This is a genomic window from Streptomyces sp. NPDC054866 (assembly GCF_053610745.1).
In genome coordinates this window covers 25375-40318 of the sequence record NZ_JBSGZA010000009.1, presented here as the reverse complement: position 1 = coordinate 40318, position 14944 = coordinate 25375, and the positions used below count along the sequence as shown (strand labels likewise).

The following is a 14944-nucleotide window of genomic DNA, read 5'->3' as shown; positions in this document are numbered from 1 at the left end:
ACATCTTCCCCGTTCCGCAGCACCCACCCGCGTACAGGAGAATTCAGGTCATGAGCAACCCCCAGCAGCTGCGTTACAGCAAGGAGCACGAGTGGCTCTCGGCCGCCGAGGACGGTGTGGCGACGGTCGGGATCACGGAGCACGCGGCCAACGCGCTCGGTGACGTCGTCTACGCCGACCTTCCCGAGGCCGGCGCCGCGGTGACCGCGGGTGAGACCTGCGGCGAGCTCGAGTCGACGAAGTCGGTCAGCGACCTGTACTCCCCGGTGACCGGTGAGGTCGTCGAGTCGAACCAGGACGTCGTGGACGACCCGTCGAAGGTCAACTCCGCCCCGTTCGAGGGTGGTTGGCTCTTCAAGGTACGGATCACGGAGGAGCCGAAGGACCTGCTCTCCGCGGACGAGTACACCGAGTTCTCCGGCAGCTGAAGCCCCCCGAAGACCCCTAGGGACCACCTGATGTCGCTTCTCAACACCCCTCTCCACGAGCTGGACCCGGACGTCGCCGCCGCCGTCGACGCCGAGCTCCACCGCCAGCAGTCCACCCTGGAAATGATCGCCTCGGAGAACTTCGCTCCGGTCGCCGTCATGGAGGCCCAGGGCACGGTCCTCACCAACAAGTACGCCGAGGGCTACCCCGGCCGCCGCTACTACGGCGGCTGCGAGCACGTCGACGTCACCGAGCAGATCGCGATCGACCGGATCAAGGATCTGTTCGACGCCGAGTACGCCAACGTCCAGCCGCACTCCGGCGCCTCCGCCAACCAGGCCGCCCTGTTCGCGATCGCCAAGCCCGGCGACACGATCCTCGGCCTTGACCTGGCGCACGGCGGCCACCTCACCCACGGCATGCGCCTGAACTTCTCCGGCAAGCAGTTCAACGTGGTCGCGTACCACGTCGACGAGGCCGGTCTGGTGGACATGGCCGAGGTCGAGCGCCTGGCCAAGGAGAACAACCCGAAGGTGATCATCGCGGGCTGGTCCGCCTACCCGCGCCAGCTGGACTTCGCGGAGTTCCGCCGGATCGCCGACGAGGTCGGCGCGTACCTGTGGGTCGACATGGCGCACTTCGCCGGGCTCGTCGCCGCAGGGCTGCACCCGAACCCGGTGCCGTACGCGGACGTGGTGACCTCCACCACGCACAAGACGCTCGGCGGCCCGCGCGGCGGCGTCATCCTGGCCCGCAGCAAGGAATTCGCGAAGAAGCTGAACTCCGCGGTCTTCCCCGGCTTCCAGGGCGGCCCCCTGGAGCACGTGATCGCGGCCAAGGCGGTGTCCTTCAAGGTCGCGGCCTCGGAGGAGTTCAAGGAGCGCCAGCAGCGCACCCTGGACGGCGCCCGCATCCTGGCCGAGCGCCTCGTCCAGGACGACTCGAAGGCCGTCGGCGTCGACGTCCTGTCGGGCGGCACGGACGTGCACCTGGTCCTGGTCGACCTGCGTAACAGTGAGCTGGACGGCCAGCAGGCCGAGGACCGTCTCCACGAGGTCGGCATCACGGTCAACCGCAACGCGGTCCCGAACGACCCGCGCCCCCCGATGGTCACATCGGGCCTGCGGATCGGTACGCCCGCGCTCGCGACCCGTGGCTTCCAGGAGGACGACTTCCGTGAGGTCGCCGACGTCATCGCCGAGGCGCTGAAGCCGGGCTTCGACGCGGAGTCGCTCAAGGCCCGCGTGTCGGCCTTGGCAGCCAAGCACCCGCTGTACCCCAACCTGTAGCGGTTTCGTACGCTTTCCTTCGTACGATTCTTCGGGGCACCGCGCACACTGGACAGTGAAGACAGTGAGTGCGGTGCCCCGGCTCATGCCCCGCTCTCGTAAATATTTCCCGCAGGTCTTTTCGTAGTTCTCTGCACCACCCCGGCAGACAACGGCGTCTACCAACCACCATTGGAGTTTCTCGTGGCCCTCTCGGTCTTCGACCTGTTCTCGATCGGCATCGGCCCGTCCAGCTCCCACACGGTCGGCCCCATGCGCGCGGCCCGCATCTTCGCGAGCCGCCTCAAGAACGAGGGCCTGATGGCCCACACCACCGCGATACGGGCCGAGCTCTACGGCTCCCTCGGCGCGACCGGCCACGGCCACGGCACCCCGAAGGCGGTCCTGCTCGGCCTGGAGGGCGAGTCCCCGCGCTCGGTCGACGTCGAGTTCGCCGACGACCGCGTCGAGCAGATCAAGAGCACCGGCCGTATCAACCTCCTCGGCATGCACGAGATCGGCTTCGACTTCGACGAGGACCTGGTCCTGCACCGCCGCAAGGCCCTGCCGTACCACGCCAACGGCATGACGATCTTCGCGTACGACCACGAGGGCGGCCTCGTCCTGGAGAAGACGTACTACTCCGTGGGCGGCGGCTTCGTGGTCGACGACGACGCCGTGGCCGGCGAGAACCCGATCGTGCCGGACGACACGGTCCTCAAGCACCCCTTCCGCACCGGCGACGAGCTCCTGCGCCTGGCACAGGAGACGGGCCTGTCCATCTCCGCGCTGATGCTGGAGAACGAGAAGGCCTGGCGCACCGAGGAGGAGATCCGCTCGGGTCTGCTCGACATCTGGGGCGTCATGCAGTCCTGCGTCTCGCGCGGCATGTCCCGCGAGGGCATCCTGCCGGGCGGCCTCAAGGTCCGCCGCCGGGCCGCGAACTCCGCACGGCAGCTGCGCGCCGAGGGCGATCCGCTGGCCCGCTCCATGGAGTGGATCACCCTCTACGCGATGGCGGTGAACGAGGAGAACGCCGCGGGCGGCCGCGTCGTGACCGCCCCGACGAACGGCGCCGCGGGCATCATCCCGGCGGTCCTGCACTACTACATGAACTTCATCCCCGGCGCCGACGAGGAGGGCGTGGTCCGCTTCCTGCTCTCCGCGGGCGCGATCGGCATGCTCTTCAAGGAGAACGCCTCGATCTCCGGCGCCGAGGTCGGCTGCCAGGGCGAGGTCGGCTCCGCCTGCTCGATGGCGGCGGGCGCACTCGCCGAGGTCCTCGGCGGCTCCCCCGAGCAGGTCGAGAACGCGGCCGAGATCGGCATGGAGCACAACCTCGGCCTGACCTGCGACCCGGTCGGCGGCCTCGTCCAGATCCCGTGCATCGAGCGCAACGGCATGGCGGCCGTGAAGGCCGTGACGGCGGCGAAGATGGCGATGCGCGGCGACGGCAGCCACAAGGTGTCCCTCGACAAGGTCATCAAGACCATGAAGGAGACCGGGGCGGACATGAGCGTGAAGTACAAGGAGACGGCGCGGGGCGGGCTCGCGGTGAACATCATCGAGTGCTGAACCGCGGCCTCCGGCCTCCGGCCACCGGCAGCCCTCACCGCGCCACGAACAACGCCTCCGCGCCCACGGGCCGGTACCCCGCGGCCTGAAACGCCCGCACGCTGCGGGCGTTGCCCGGGGACTGCTGCGCCCACACGTGGGACGCCCCGGGCACAAGGTGCCGGGCGGCGAGGGCGAGCGCCCGGCCGAGGCCCCGATGGCGTACGTCCTCGTCGACCTCTATGGCCGCCTCCCAGCGCCCGGCGAGCCCGCGCCCGAGCACCAGCACCCCACCGCTCTCGGACGCCCACACCCGCACGTCGTCGCGGCGCTTGCGGGCACGGGCCACCCGGGGGTGGTCAGGGTCGTCGAGCTCACGGAGGCCGAGGGCGGGGTCGGGGGCGCCCGGACGGGCGTCGGCCACGGTCAGGAGGTCGGTAGTGTCCGTCGCGCGTCCCGTCCGCTCCAGGAAGGCGGCGAGGAACAGGGGGTTCATCGTGGCGGCCAGCGGATCGCAGTCGAGCGCGGCGAGGGTGGCGTACACCCACTCCGGGTCCTCGTCCGTGAAGACCACCGAGTGCGCGGTGAAGGCGATGACGCCCGCGTCGCGGTGGCAGGGCTGCGGCACGACGGTGGTGGCGCCGTCGGGCGGCGGGAACTGCCCGTGGGCCGCCGCGTCGAGGATCGCACCGAGCGTGGCAGGGGTCCTGGCCATGGGCGTACTCCTTGTGATCGCGTCCCCGGACGGCCGATACCCTAACCCCCGTCAGTAGTGCACCAAGAAGGGGTGGATCCGGTGGCGGACATCGAGGAAGCGCGCAAGACGTTCGAGCAGTTCGACGCGGACGGCGACGGCTTCATCACGGCGGCCGAGTGGAAGTCGGCCATGGCGAAGATGGGGGACTTCTACGTCACCGAGACGGTGGCCGAAGCCGTGATAGGCACGAAGGACGCCGACAAGGACAAGCGCCTCTCCTTCGACGAGTTCTGGGCGAGCCTGAACAAGTAGCGGGAACGCGACGCGGAAGGGGCCCGGCACGCGAGTGCGCCGGGCCCCTTCCGCGTACCCCCGGGCTAGGCTCCGGCCCGGCCCCCCGCTCCCGCGCCGGGCCCCTCGCGCCTCCCGCCGTCGCCCCCGTACAACCGCGCCGACGCGTCCACATGTGCAAGGCGTCGCATCGCGTTGAACACCGCCTCCCCCAGCACCGTGCCGATCACCACGCTCTCCACCAGGTCCTCGACGGACGCCCGCCGGTCCACGTAGCCGAGGTCGGCGCGGGCGACCAGTTCGGCGGCGTCGGCGTACTCGTCGAGCAGTTCCGTGAACGCGCCGTGGCCGACACGGCCCATGGCGGCAAGGGCCCGTGACAGGTCGGTGGCCGCGGGGTTCGACTCGTGGGTGTGCCAGCCGCGGCGCGCGATCAGTTCCTCGACCGCCGTCCGCGCGGTCGCCGCCTCGGCGTCGTCGTCCGCGTCCCCCGCCGAACCGAGCCGGTCCGCCGCGGCACCGAGCACCTTGTGCAGCGGGCGCTCGGGGTCGTCGACCGCGCCGAGCACCTCCGCGATCGCCGCCACCTTCAGGCCGCCCACGTCCAGCAGCGCGCGGATGAGACGCAGCCTGCGCTCGTGCGCATCGCCGTACTGCGCCTGGTTCGGGCTGCTCAACTCGCCCGGCGGCAGCAGCCCTTCACGGACGTAGTACTTGATCGTCGGCACCGGCACACCGGTCCTGCGGCTCAACTCGCCAATACGCACGGCCTACCCACTCCCCTGCCCACTGTTCTCCTGCCCACTGACCTGTTCGCGCTCCCGCTCGCCACTCTGCCACCAGCTGCGCTCTTGCCATCCCTCACCCCATCATAGATAGTGGCGCTATCGGATAGCAGACAGCACCACTATCCATTACTGGGGGATTTCATGTCTTTATGGCGTTCGTGGCACCGGCCACTCGTTGCCTTCTCCGCGTCCATGGCCGTCCTTGCCCTCATCTCCGGCATCGGCCTCGTCGTCGACGACCGCGTACTGACGGGGGCCCGGATCTGGTTCAAGCCGTTCAAGTTCTCGGTCTCGTTCGTCGCGTACGGGCTCTCGCTCGCCTGGATGCTGTCGCTCCTCGACCGCGGCCGGAGAGCGGGCTGGTGGGCGGGCACGGTCGTCGCCGCGTCGAGCCTCGTCGAGATGGTGATCATCACCGGGCAGGTGGTGCGCGGGAAGCGCAGCCACTTCAACCACCAAACCCCCTTCGACGAGGCCCTGTTCAACGCGATGGCCATCACCGTCGTCATCCTCTGGCTCGGCACCCTGCTCATCGCCGTCCTGTTGCTGCGCGCCCGGATCGCCGACCGCGCGTCGGCCTGGGCGATGCGCTGCGGGATCACGCTCGCGCTCGCCGGAGCGGCCATCGGGTTCCTGATGACCCAGCCGGCGCCCGGTCAGGAGCGGGGCTCCTCCCCGATCGTCGGCGCCCACAGCGTCGGCGTACCGGACGGCGGTCCCTCCATGCCGCTCACCGGCTGGTCGACCACCGGCGGCGACCTGCGCATCCCGCACTTCGTCGGCATGCACGCACTGCAGCTGCTTCCCCTGCTCCTCATGGCCCTGACAGCCATCGCAACGCGCCCCCGCTTCGGCCTGCTGGCCGACGGACGAGTGCGCCTGCGGCTCGTGCTCGTCGCATCGGGCGCGTACGCCGCCGCCTTCGCCCTCGTCACCTGGCAGGCCCTGCGCGGCCAGCCGCTCATCCACCCGGACGGCGCGACGCTCACGGCGGCGGGACTGATCCTCGCGGCCACGGCCGTCAGCACGTACGGAGCCCTCCGAGCCCCAACAGCCCGCCCCGCAAGCGCAGTTGACGGGACCGGAAGCAAGGCAACCGACGACGACAAGGAGCTCGTGGCATGACCGGATTCCTCTTCGAACTCTCCTTCTGGCTGGCCGCCCCGGTCTGGCTGCTCATGATCTTCGCGCCGGGGTGGCGGACGACCGCCCGCGTCGCCGCCTCGCCCCTCACCGTCGTACCGATACTCGCCGTCTACGTGGCGATGGCGCTGCCCGTCCTGCCGGAACTCTGGGCCGCCGTCAGCAGCCCGGACATCGACGGATTTCGCGAACTGCTCGTCCTCGCCAACGGAGCGGGCGCCATCTGGGCCCAAGTCATCGCCTGGGACCTGCTGATCGGACAGTGGATGTACCGCGAGGCACGGCGCATCGGCATCCACCCCCTCCTGATGGGACCGCTCCTGGTCCTGACGATCCTCCTCTCACCCTTCGGGCTGCTGCTCTTCCTGCTGCTGCGGGCGATGCGGACAGGGCAGGCGGTGCGGGCGGATCGCGCTCAGCCGCGGCCGGTGGTGGACTCCGGTTCCATGCCGCGCTGATCGACGACGGCGCGCTCCAGGACGGCGCTGCTGCCGTAGAGGACCTCGGGGTTGCCCGCCTTGCCCGGCTTGCCGCCCGGCTTGTGGTTCTTGGTCATGTAGCCGCGCGAACCGAGGTACGTGAAGGTCTTCTTGTCGAAGATCCATTCGCCGCGGGTCGCGAACGCCGACTCCTCGATGGTGATGCCGATCCCGTGACGGCCCGCCGCGTCCACCGCGTCGGGCACCACGACCACTCCGGGGAGCTTGGCGGCCGCCTTGTAGAAGGCGGCGGCGTTCTCCGGCGGCATCACCGACCCGCCGACCAGATCGCCGATCCGGTCGAAGACGGCCTGCGCCTTCGTCTCCACCCCCTCGATCACCCGCGTCTCGGCGTACAGCTTCTTCAGCAGGGCGTCGGGGTCGGTGGGCAGCGAGGCCAGCCAGTCGTACGTCGGCCGGTCGGGCCCCTCCGGTATGGCACCGGAGTCATCGGAACCGTCCACCGCGGACGCCTCGATGGGCAGGTCCTGCCCGGCCATCGGCGCACCCTTGCCGCTCGCGCGGCTCATGCCGATGTCCGTGACGGGGGCGGGGTTCTGGTTCAGCCAGACCTCCTCCGTGTACGGGGTGCCGAGCTTCACCGGGCCGTCGAGTTTGCCCTCGTTGCCCTGGACGAGGCTGCGCGTGTAGACGAACTGGCTGTCCTTCACCGGCTTCGTGCCGGACTTCAGGGACGCGTTCGCGATCCGGTCGAGGGTGACGGCCGCGCCAGGGGTGGCAACCCGGCCGGCACCCATGTCGCGTACGCCGTCGCCGTCGCCGTCACCGTCACCGGAGGGAAGCGTGGCGGCCAGGATGCCCGCCACCGCGAGCGCGGCCGCGGCCGGCATCAGCACCGCGGGGCGCAGGAGCGCGCGGCGGGGCGGTGCGGGGGCGGGGGCCGGGGCCTGCTGTGCGTCGGCGGTGTCTCGGTCGATCTGCTGCATCAGGACGTCCTTGTGGTGAAGGTGACGCCCCGGCGGAAGTGCCCATTCGTCTTCGCCCGACTCCGGCAGCAGGCGGGCCAGTTCAGCAGCCTCGACCTCTCCCCGGGACGGGGTGGCGGCGTTCATCGGAATTCCTCCCGCAGGGGCAGGGCCGCGAACGCGGCCTCACTCTCTACCTCTCCGCGGCCACGGAGAGGTTCCGTCACGTTCTTCACTTCCGCCATACCAGCCCCGTCCTCGCTCAGTCGCCGAAGCCGCGCACGAGCCCGCGACAGCCGTGACCGCACCGTGCCGACCGGAACGCCGAGCGCCTCGGCGGCCTGCGCGTAGTCGAGCCCGGACCACACGCACAGCACGAGCACCTCACGCTCCGGCCGGCGCAGCCGCCGCAACGCGCCGTGCACCGCCGCGAGCCGCCGCGCGTCGTCCATCCGCCCCGCCGACTCCTCCGCGAAGTCCGCCACTTGGGGCGGCGAAGGCTGACGGGACAGAAAGGCGAGCCGTCTGCGCAGGCCGCGGTTGGCGTTCTGCGCCTTGTGCGTCGCGATGCCGAGCAGCCACGGCTTGAGCGAACCGCCGTCCGGTTCGAGCCGGTCGCGGGTGCGCCAGGCCGCGAGGAAGGTCTCGGACATGACCTCCTCGGCGGTCGACCAGTCGCCGGTCAGCCGGAGGGCGTGGTTGTAGACCGTCCGCGCGTACGCCTCGTACAACTCACCGAACGCCTCCCGCTCGCCTGCCCGGATACGTGCATGGATGCCATCTCCCAGTTCACTAGGCCTCACACCACGTATCTCTCCGCACTCCCCGACGAGTTCCTGTGCCCCTCGTCACACCCGCGCCTTCCTCACCACGCCCCTCCGGTACTGCCCTGGCGCCACCCCGAACTCCCGCTTGAACGCCTTGGAGAAGGCGAACTCCGAGGTGTAGCCCGCCCGTTCGGCGACCTGCCGCAGCGGCAGGTCCTCCTCGCACAGCAGCCGCCCGGCCGTCGTCATCCGCCACCACGTCAGATACGCGAGCGGGGGCGACCCCACGGTCGCCGCGAACCGGCGGGCGAAGGGGGCGCGCGACAGGCCCGCGAGCGCGCCGAGTTCCTCCACCGTCCAGGGATACGCCGGGTCACCATGGACGGCCCGCAGCGCGGCCGCCACCGCCGGGTCGGCGAGCGCGGCGGACCAGCCGATCGGGTGCCCGGAGCCGTGGCACTCCCCGAGCCACCACGCCCGCAGGATGTAGAGCAGCATCGTGTCGAGCAGCGCGGAGACGATGATGTCGGCGCCGGGCTGCGGCTCCTCCAGCTCGGCACCGAGCAGTTCGACGGCAGCCCGCAGCGAGGGGTGCGCGCCGACCCTGGCGGGCAGATGGACCACCTCGGGCAGCTCCGAGAGAAGCGGGTGCGTGCGGGCCCGGTCGAGCCGGTAGGCCCCGCAGAGCAGCACGGTGGCGGGGCCTTCGCCCGTGACGGAACCCCGCTCCGGCGGCGCGGGCCAGGAGCCGTCGGGCTCCAGCTCGAACCGCTCCAGCGGCGCACCCGGATCGCTGGCCAACGCGTGGCCGTATCCGTGCGCGAGGAAGACCACGTCGCCAGGGCCGAGCCGGACGGGTTCGGCGCCGTCCCGGTCCGGGAGCAGCCAGGCCGAGCCCTGCAGCACCACATGGAACCCGGCACCTCCGTGCGAACCGAAGTGGACGCCCCAAGGGGCGTAGTTGTCCCGGAGGCTGGAGTGCGGGCGCCCCGTCCGCATCGCCGCTATCGCGTCGCTGAGTACGTCCATGCCCGCACAGTAGCGCCACGCTTGAGCAGCGAGACGTACGGACAGAAAACCGAGATCAGCAAGCATGGATCGTCTCGCACGGCCAACATAGCGTTCTCGGCATGACAAAGCCCCGCGCATCAACCACCGTTCGCACCGTCCTCTTCCACGAGATCGGCGGCCCCGAGGTCCTGAAGATCCACGAGGTGGAACTCGCCACCACCCCCGGCCCCGGTGAACTCCTCGTCCGCGTCGAAGCGTTGGGCCTCAACCGCGCCGAAGCCCTCTTCCGCTCCGGCGGTTACTACTACCAGCCCACCCTCCCCGGCTCCCGACTCGGCTACGAAGCCGCCGGCACCGTCGAGCAGGTCGGCGAGGGAGTCACCGAATTCACCGTGGGCGACACGGTGTTCACCGGCCCCGGCATCGAGATGAGCGCGCAGGGCGTGTACGCCGAGCGCGTCGTCCTGCCCGAGTCGGCCCTGGTACCGCGCCCCGCCGAGGTGGACGCGGTCACCGGCGCCGCGGCCTGGCTCACCTACACCACGGCGTACGGCGGCATGATCGAGACCGGTGGACTGCGCCCCGGCGACCACGTCCTGATTACCGGCGCGTCCAGCGGGGTGGGGACGGCAGCCATCCAAGTGGCCCGACGCGTCGGAGCCCTCCCCATCGCCACGACGCGCACCGAGGCGAAGAGGCAGCAGCTCCTGGACCTCGGCGCGGCGCATGTCGTCGTCACGGACGGCGGGAACGTCGAGGACACAGTGAAGGAGACCAAGCGGTTCACCGGCGGGCGCGGCGTCGAGCTCATCTTCGACGCGATCGGCGGCCCCGGCTTCCGCACCCTGGCCGAGGCGCTCACGCCGGAGGGCGGCACGGTCGTCGCCTACGGCTGGCTCGACCCACGCCCCGCCGAGCTCCCGTGGATCGCCGACCTCAAGATCCACTTCTTCGCCAACTCCACCCTGACGACCACGCCGGAAGGCCGCCGTCGCTCCACGGCCTTCCTGAACCAGGGCCTGCGTGACGGCGCCTTCCGACCGCCGATCGCCGAGGTCTTCGAGGGCCTCGACCGCATCCAGGACGCGCACCGCCTGATGGAGTCCAATACGCACATCGGCAAGATCGTGGTGAAACTCTGAGGCAGGCCGATCCAGTCTGAGGCAGGCCCGATCCAGCCGGCCGGAATACCTCAGCCGTTCCGGAGGTTGGCTCCGCTACGACACCGTCGCACCAACCCCGGAAGGGTCAGTCATGAAGATCGGCATCATCGGCGCGGGCAACATCGGCGGCAACCTCACCCGCCGCCTCACGGCCATCGGCCACGACGTGTCCGTGGCGAACTCCCGCGGCCCGCACACGCTCACCGCCCTCGCCGAAGAGACCGGCGCGACGCCGGTGACGGTCGAGGAGGCAGCCCGCGGCGCGGAGGTGGTGGTCGTCACGATCCCCCTGAAGGCGGTACCGAACTTGCCGTCGGACTTCCTCGCCGAGGCGGCCGAGAACGTCGCCGTCATCGACACCGGCAACTACTACCCCCAGCAGCGCGACGGGAAGATCGCCGAGATCGAGGAGGGCCTGACCGAGAGCCGCTGGACCGAGCGCCAGATCGGCCACCCGGTGATCAAGGCCTTCAACGGCACATACGCCCAGGACATCCTCGACAAGCCCCAGCCCAAGGGCACCCCCGGCCGCGTCGCCCTCCCGGTGTCCGGCGACGACGAGGCCGCCAAGAAGGTCGTACGCGACCTCATCGACGAGATCGGCTTCGACACCGTCGACACGGGCGGCCAGGACGAATCCTGGCGCCAGCAGCCGGGCACCCCGGTCTACGGCCTGGCGGCGGACACGGAAGCAATCCGCAAGGCACTGGACTCGGCGTCCCAGGAGCGGACGGCGGAGTGGCGCGCCTGATCGAACACCTGCGCCACAACAATGCGCAGTAAAAGCACCGAGGTGACTCGCGCCCACTCGATTCGTTGACCGATCCATGCGTATCTGTTCGGCCAAAGGAAACGGGTGGGCGTGCGACCGCACGTCCGACAAGTACGCCTTCACGAAAGGAATGTGCCGGGCCCACAACACACAGCTTCGAAGAGGCAAGGCGCTCTCACGCATCCAACGCACCTCCACGGCTGGCGGCAGTCACGACGGCTGCCGGTTCGACGGTTGCCAGAGGGGCGTCCTGGCCAGGGGCCTGTGCAATGGCCACTATCAACAGGATTTGTCGGGAAGGCCGTTGATCCCCCTACGGAGAAAGAGGGACAACGCGACCTACCAGGCGATGGTCAAGAGCGGATTGGTCGAATGCCTCGAATGCGGCAAGAGCAAGCCAACATCGGAGTATTCAACAGGACGTCAGAAGGATGCCCTGCGACCCTACTGCAAGCCGTGCAACGCCGAACGCGTCCGGCTCAGCCACTACAACGTGACGAAGACCTTCATCGTCCAGCTCTGGAAGTACCAGGGCGAGCGCTGCGCAATATGCGGATCCATCGAGGCGGGAAAAAAGCGGGCCCCTGACATTGATCACGATCACGCCTGCTGCAGGGGCGGCAGGAGCTGCGGCACCTGTGTCCGTGGCCTCATCTGCTCGAACTGCAACGCCTACGGGCTTGCCTGGTACGAAGCTCTCCCAGCTCACCTGCGCACATTTGACCTGTTGAACGACTACATCGCCCATCCGCCCGCGAAGCGGCTCCGGAAGGAACCGCTCACGATAGACAGGGCGTAGGCCTACGGTCAGACCGTGGCCCAGTCCCGCATCGCCTGCTTGCTCTCGAAGTCCGCCACGTTCTTGTCCAGCGGCGTCGACGTGTACTGGTGGATCCGCCACTTCGCCTGGATGCGGGGCTTGCCCGCCGAGACATAGTCGGCGATCCACAGACCGTCACCCGCAAAGGACGTGCTGTCCCGGGTGGTCCAAAAATCGCGATTGCAGTAGAGCAAACACCTGTGCGAGGGCCGCAACCGCTTCACCTCCCGGATGAAGCGGTCCTTCTCGGCGTTCGACGCGGCCGTCCGGTCTCCCGTCCACTCCCAGTCCACCGCCAGCAAGTCCCCTGACTTCTCAGGGGACTTGCTCACGAAGTACTCCGCCTGCGCCGTGATGTTCCCCGGCCACAGGAAGTGGTAGAAGCCCACCACGCAGCCGCCGTCCCGTGCTCGCTTCGTCTGGGACGTCAGGCGTGGGTTCACGTACGAGCGGCCCTCCGTCGCTTTTATGATCACGAAAGAGATGCCGTCCGTGTCGAACGTGGACTGGTACGAGCTGACGTCGATGCCTTTGAGCACGGGCGACCTCCTGAGCGGCAGGGGGGTGGGGGGTAGGTGGATCTACCCTTTTTGTGCCCGGTGGCCGCTGTGGTCAACCGTTGAACAGCTCAGCGGAAGATCCCGGTGTGGCCGAGTGAGTAGCGGCCAGGTTGCGGGTAGACCGCGAGGCCGTGCGGGCCGCCGCCCACGGGGATGCGGGCGGTCTGGACTCCGGTGCGGGTGTCGATGGCGTACACCTCGGAGTCGTAACGCCCGGAGAGCCAGAGGGTGTTGCCGTCCGCCGACACTCCGCCCATGTCGGGGCTGCCGCCCTGGGGGAGCTTCCACTTCTTGGTGAGCTTGTTCTTGGGGAAGTCGAAAACGGAGACCGTGCCCTCGCCGCGGTTGGACACGTACATCTCGCGTGAGTCCCTGCTGACGTACAGGCCATGGGTGCCCTTGCCGGTCGGCAGGAGCTTCGGTTTCCCGAACTTCTCGCCGTTCAGGACCCACATGCCGTCGGCCATCATGTCCGCGACGTAGAAGGTCTTGCCGTCGGGCGAGATCTTCACGTCCTGCGGCATGGCGCCCTTGAAGGGCAGCTTCTGCTGGCCGATGACCTTCATCTTCTCCGTGTCGACCTTGAGGAGTTCGCCGGAGAACTCGCAGGAGACGATGAAGTAGCGTCCGTCGGCCGAGAAGTCGGCGTGGTTGACGCCGTAGCAGCTGACCGGTTCGGTCTTGACCTTCTTCATGGTGTGCGGGTCGCGGAAGACGAGCTCGCGGTCCATCGACGCCATGACGATGGCGTACTTGCCGTTGGGCGTGAAGTAGAGGTTGTACGGATCGTGGACCTCGACCGGCTTGCCCGCCTTGCCGGTCTTGGGGTTGATGGGGGTGAGCGTGTGACCCCGGTTGTTGTTGACCCAGAGCGTCTTCATGTCCCAGGAGGGGACGACGTGCTGGGGCTGGATGCCGACGTCGATCGTGTCGATCACTTCGTACGACTTGGGGTCGATGACCGAGACGGTGTTGGAGTTGGTGTTGGGGACGTAGATCCGGGAGGGGAAGTCCTTGACCACCGGGGAGAGTTTGTTCGGGCGGTCGGCCGCGTAGACGTCCTTCGGGTCGAGGACGGGCGGCATGCCCGGGAGGCCGGGATCCACCTTGGGTTTGGCGGGTTTGGGGACGCCCTTGGTGCCGTGGGCTTCGTTCGTGCGCGTGTCGGTGCCGCAGCCGGCGAGCGCGGCGGCGACGACGGCCCCGGCGGCGATGACCGCTCCGGTGCGCTGGGTGAGGTTCAGGTGCAGGGTCATCAGGTCAGCAACTCCGTGGTCGTCACCGCGCGCAGGTCGCGGCGCTCCAGTTCTTCCAGGACGGCGGGGAGCGCGGCGACCGTGTCCGCGTACCCGAAGTGCAGGCTCACGACGGAGCCGGGGCGCACCTCTGAGGCGATCTTGCGGGTGACGGCCGGGGCGCCCGGCGAGGTGAAGTCGAGGGAGTCGACGTCGTACGAGAGGACGTGCGGGTAGCCGGCGCGGCGGGCGAGGCGGGCGACGAGGGGGGTCGCGGTCTCGGCGCGCGAGGGGCGGAACCAGGTGCCGATGGAGCCGGTGAGGCGGCGCAGGCGGTCGGCGCAGCCGGTGATCTCGGCGTAGGCGTCGGCCTCGGGCAGGTCGTTGATGGTGCGGTGGTGGTGGGTGTGGTTGCCGAGGTCGTGGCCGCCGTCGAGGATGCGGCGGGCGAGTTCGGGGTGTTCGTCGAGCCAGCTGCCGACGGCGAGGACGGTGATCTTCGCGTCGGCCTTCTCGGCGATGGCGAGCAGGGACCGCGCGGTGGCGGGGTCGCCCTGGCCGTGGAAGGTGAGGGCGACCTGGGGCCGGCCGCGGGGGCTGTGCGTGATCTGGTCGGGGAGGCCGGGGAAGCGGCGGGGTGCGGGGGCGGCGCGGGGTGTTTTCGCAGCGGGGTGCCGGGCGGCGGGAGCGGCCTGGTCCGCGGGGGCGGCTCCGAAGGAGGAGCAGCCTGCGGTGAGCGCGCCCGCGACGGCCAGTGCGGCGCCCGCGCGCAGGGCTCCACGGCGGTCGGTCTCGGTCACGCGACCATTTAATGGGCAAAGTGGTCAAAAGCTGCTTATTGCCTGCGCACGAAACCCTGCGGGTCGGGGCTGCGGGGCCTGCGGCCACCCTGCCGCCTCTTGCGGATCACCTGCCACAGCTGGAACTTAACCAGCGTTTACCAGGCAGGTGTCCCAGCTCACCAAGGATTCACTTTCAGACTGCCATGCTTTGCGTGCATATGCCCGGATAGGGACTTTTGGATCGCTGGCCCCCGTCTGC

17 protein-coding genes are annotated in these 14944 nt (G+C 69.5%); 9 read left to right on the top strand and 8 right to left on the bottom strand.

Features of this window, described 5'->3' with window-relative positions; translation table 11 throughout:
- Nucleotides 1–50 precede the first annotated feature (50 nt).
- The 3 genes from gcvH to ACWGI2_RS34935 all read left to right on the top strand — a co-directional run bounded on the left by gcvH (nucleotide 51) and on the right by ACWGI2_RS34935 (nucleotide 3272).
- Entirely contained in the window at nucleotides 51–428 is a 378-nt protein-coding gene (gcvH, locus tag ACWGI2_RS34945; protein ID WP_453398041.1) for a glycine cleavage system protein GcvH, read from the top strand.
- A gap of 30 nt (nucleotides 429–458) precedes the next feature.
- On the top strand, nucleotides 459–1718 hold the full coding sequence (glyA, locus tag ACWGI2_RS34940; protein WP_453699866.1) for a serine hydroxymethyltransferase: 1260 nt from the start codon (nucleotides 459–461) through the stop codon (nucleotides 1716–1718).
- Nucleotides 1719–1901: 183 nt separating this feature from the next.
- Nucleotides 1902–3272, top strand: a complete 1371-nt coding sequence (locus ACWGI2_RS34935; RefSeq protein WP_453700109.1) for an L-serine ammonia-lyase — start codon at nucleotides 1902–1904, stop codon at nucleotides 3270–3272.
- 34 nt (nucleotides 3273–3306) lie between these two features.
- Here ACWGI2_RS34935 and ACWGI2_RS34930 read toward each other — a convergent pair whose 3' ends face one another.
- Complete coding sequence (locus tag ACWGI2_RS34930; RefSeq protein WP_453699865.1) at nucleotides 3307–3966, bottom strand: GNAT family N-acetyltransferase; 660 nt, start codon at nucleotides 3964–3966, stop codon at nucleotides 3307–3309.
- Between the two features lie 81 nt (nucleotides 3967–4047).
- Here ACWGI2_RS34930 and ACWGI2_RS34925 point away from each other — a divergent pair, with 81 nt between their 5' ends.
- The gene (locus tag ACWGI2_RS34925) at nucleotides 4048–4260 is read left to right on the top strand and encodes an EF-hand domain-containing protein (protein ID WP_190085007.1); all 213 of its coding nucleotides are present in this window, start codon (nucleotides 4048–4050) and stop codon (nucleotides 4258–4260) included.
- Nucleotides 4261–4325: 65 nt separating this feature from the next.
- On the opposite strand, the gene ACWGI2_RS34920 is transcribed toward ACWGI2_RS34925, so the two are convergent.
- Nucleotides 4326–5006, bottom strand: coding sequence for a MerR family transcriptional regulator (locus ACWGI2_RS34920; protein WP_453699862.1), 681 nt, complete (start codon nucleotides 5004–5006; stop codon nucleotides 4326–4328).
- Nucleotides 5007–5219: 213 nt separating this feature from the next.
- On the opposite strand from ACWGI2_RS34920, the gene ACWGI2_RS34915 reads away from it, so the two are divergent.
- Both ACWGI2_RS34915 and ACWGI2_RS34910 read left to right on the top strand, forming a co-directional pair.
- The gene (locus ACWGI2_RS34915) at nucleotides 5220–6152 is read left to right on the top strand and encodes a hypothetical protein (protein WP_453699861.1); all 933 of its coding nucleotides are present in this window, start codon (nucleotides 5220–5222) and stop codon (nucleotides 6150–6152) included.
- Complete coding sequence (locus tag ACWGI2_RS34910; RefSeq protein WP_453699859.1) at nucleotides 6149–6628, top strand: ABA4-like family protein; 480 nt, start codon at nucleotides 6149–6151, stop codon at nucleotides 6626–6628. Before ACWGI2_RS34915 ends, ACWGI2_RS34910 begins: the two co-directional genes overlap by 4 nt.
- Here the strand turns inward: ACWGI2_RS34910 and ACWGI2_RS34905 are convergent.
- Genes ACWGI2_RS34905 through ACWGI2_RS34895 form a run of 3 tightly spaced genes read right to left on the bottom strand, consistent with a single transcriptional unit; the run spans nucleotide 6586 to nucleotide 9371 of the window.
- Nucleotides 6586–7722 carry a CU044_5270 family protein gene (locus ACWGI2_RS34905; RefSeq protein ID WP_453699857.1) on the bottom strand — a complete coding sequence of 379 codons (1137 nt, stop codon included), beginning with the start codon at nucleotides 7720–7722 and terminating at the stop codon, nucleotides 6586–6588. The genes ACWGI2_RS34910 and ACWGI2_RS34905 overlap by 43 nt on opposite strands.
- Nucleotides 7719–8378 carry an RNA polymerase sigma factor gene (locus ACWGI2_RS34900; RefSeq protein WP_453699856.1) on the bottom strand — a complete coding sequence of 220 codons (660 nt, stop codon included), beginning with the start codon at nucleotides 8376–8378 and terminating at the stop codon, nucleotides 7719–7721. Before ACWGI2_RS34900 ends, ACWGI2_RS34905 begins: the two co-directional genes overlap by 4 nt.
- Before the next feature lie 45 nt (nucleotides 8379–8423).
- Nucleotides 8424–9371: an AraC family transcriptional regulator gene (locus ACWGI2_RS34895; RefSeq protein ID WP_453699854.1), complete on the bottom strand. Its 948-nt coding sequence runs from the start codon at nucleotides 9369–9371 to the stop codon at nucleotides 8424–8426.
- Between the two features lie 101 nt (nucleotides 9372–9472).
- On the opposite strand from ACWGI2_RS34895, the gene ACWGI2_RS34890 reads away from it, so the two are divergent.
- The 3 genes from ACWGI2_RS34890 (at nucleotide 9473) to ACWGI2_RS34880 (ending at nucleotide 12087) form a co-directional block, all read left to right on the top strand.
- Nucleotides 9473–10495: a zinc-dependent alcohol dehydrogenase family protein gene (locus ACWGI2_RS34890; protein WP_453699852.1), complete on the top strand. Its 1023-nt coding sequence runs from the start codon at nucleotides 9473–9475 to the stop codon at nucleotides 10493–10495.
- 16 nt (nucleotides 10496–10511) lie between these two features.
- Nucleotides 10512–11267, top strand: a complete 756-nt coding sequence (locus tag ACWGI2_RS34885; protein WP_453700107.1) for an NADPH-dependent F420 reductase — start codon at nucleotides 10512–10514, stop codon at nucleotides 11265–11267.
- A 370-nt stretch (nucleotides 11268–11637) separates the two neighbouring features.
- Nucleotides 11638–12087: an endonuclease domain-containing protein gene (locus ACWGI2_RS34880; protein ID WP_453699851.1), complete on the top strand. Its 450-nt coding sequence runs from the start codon at nucleotides 11638–11640 to the stop codon at nucleotides 12085–12087.
- Nucleotides 12088–12095: 8 nt separating this feature from the next.
- Here ACWGI2_RS34880 and ACWGI2_RS34875 read toward each other — a convergent pair whose 3' ends face one another.
- The 3 genes from ACWGI2_RS34875 to ACWGI2_RS34865 all read right to left on the bottom strand — a co-directional run bounded on the left by ACWGI2_RS34875 (nucleotide 12096) and on the right by ACWGI2_RS34865 (nucleotide 14703).
- Nucleotides 12096–12647: a glycoside hydrolase family 25 protein gene (locus ACWGI2_RS34875; protein WP_453699850.1), complete on the bottom strand. Its 552-nt coding sequence runs from the start codon at nucleotides 12645–12647 to the stop codon at nucleotides 12096–12098.
- Nucleotides 12648–12736: 89 nt separating this feature from the next.
- A complete protein-coding gene (locus ACWGI2_RS34870; RefSeq protein WP_453699848.1) occupies nucleotides 12737–13924 on the bottom strand; it encodes a YncE family protein in 1188 nt (395 codons plus the stop codon).
- The gene (locus tag ACWGI2_RS34865) at nucleotides 13924–14703 is read right to left on the bottom strand and encodes a polysaccharide deacetylase family protein (protein WP_453699847.1); all 780 of its coding nucleotides are present in this window, start codon (nucleotides 14701–14703) and stop codon (nucleotides 13924–13926) included. Before ACWGI2_RS34865 ends, ACWGI2_RS34870 begins: the two co-directional genes overlap by 1 nt.
- Nucleotides 14704–14944 lie beyond the last annotated feature (241 nt).

Bases quoted from the DNA above. Each gene is read 5' to 3' on its own strand.
- gcvH (WP_453398041.1), top strand. From the start codon at position 51: ATGAGCAACCCCCAGCAGCTGCGTTACAGCAAGGAGCACGAGTGGCTC.
- glyA (WP_453699866.1), top strand. From the start codon at position 459: ATGTCGCTTCTCAACACCCCTCTCCACGAGCTGGACCCGGACGTCGCC.
- ACWGI2_RS34930 (WP_453699865.1), bottom strand. From the start codon at position 3,966: ATGGCCAGGACCCCTGCCACGCTCGGTGCGATCCTCGACGCGGCGGCC.
- ACWGI2_RS34915 (WP_453699861.1), top strand. From the start codon at position 5,220: ATGGCCGTCCTTGCCCTCATCTCCGGCATCGGCCTCGTCGTCGACGAC.
- ACWGI2_RS34910 (WP_453699859.1), top strand. From the start codon at position 6,149: ATGACCGGATTCCTCTTCGAACTCTCCTTCTGGCTGGCCGCCCCGGTC.
- ACWGI2_RS34905 (WP_453699857.1), bottom strand. From the start codon at position 7,722: ATGAACGCCGCCACCCCGTCCCGGGGAGAGGTCGAGGCTGCTGAACTG.
- ACWGI2_RS34895 (WP_453699854.1), bottom strand. From the start codon at position 9,371: ATGGACGTACTCAGCGACGCGATAGCGGCGATGCGGACGGGGCGCCCG.
- ACWGI2_RS34890 (WP_453699852.1), top strand. From the start codon at position 9,473: ATGACAAAGCCCCGCGCATCAACCACCGTTCGCACCGTCCTCTTCCAC.
- ACWGI2_RS34880 (WP_453699851.1), top strand. From the start codon at position 11,638: ATGGTCAAGAGCGGATTGGTCGAATGCCTCGAATGCGGCAAGAGCAAG.
- ACWGI2_RS34870 (WP_453699848.1), bottom strand. From the start codon at position 13,924: ATGACCCTGCACCTGAACCTCACCCAGCGCACCGGAGCGGTCATCGCC.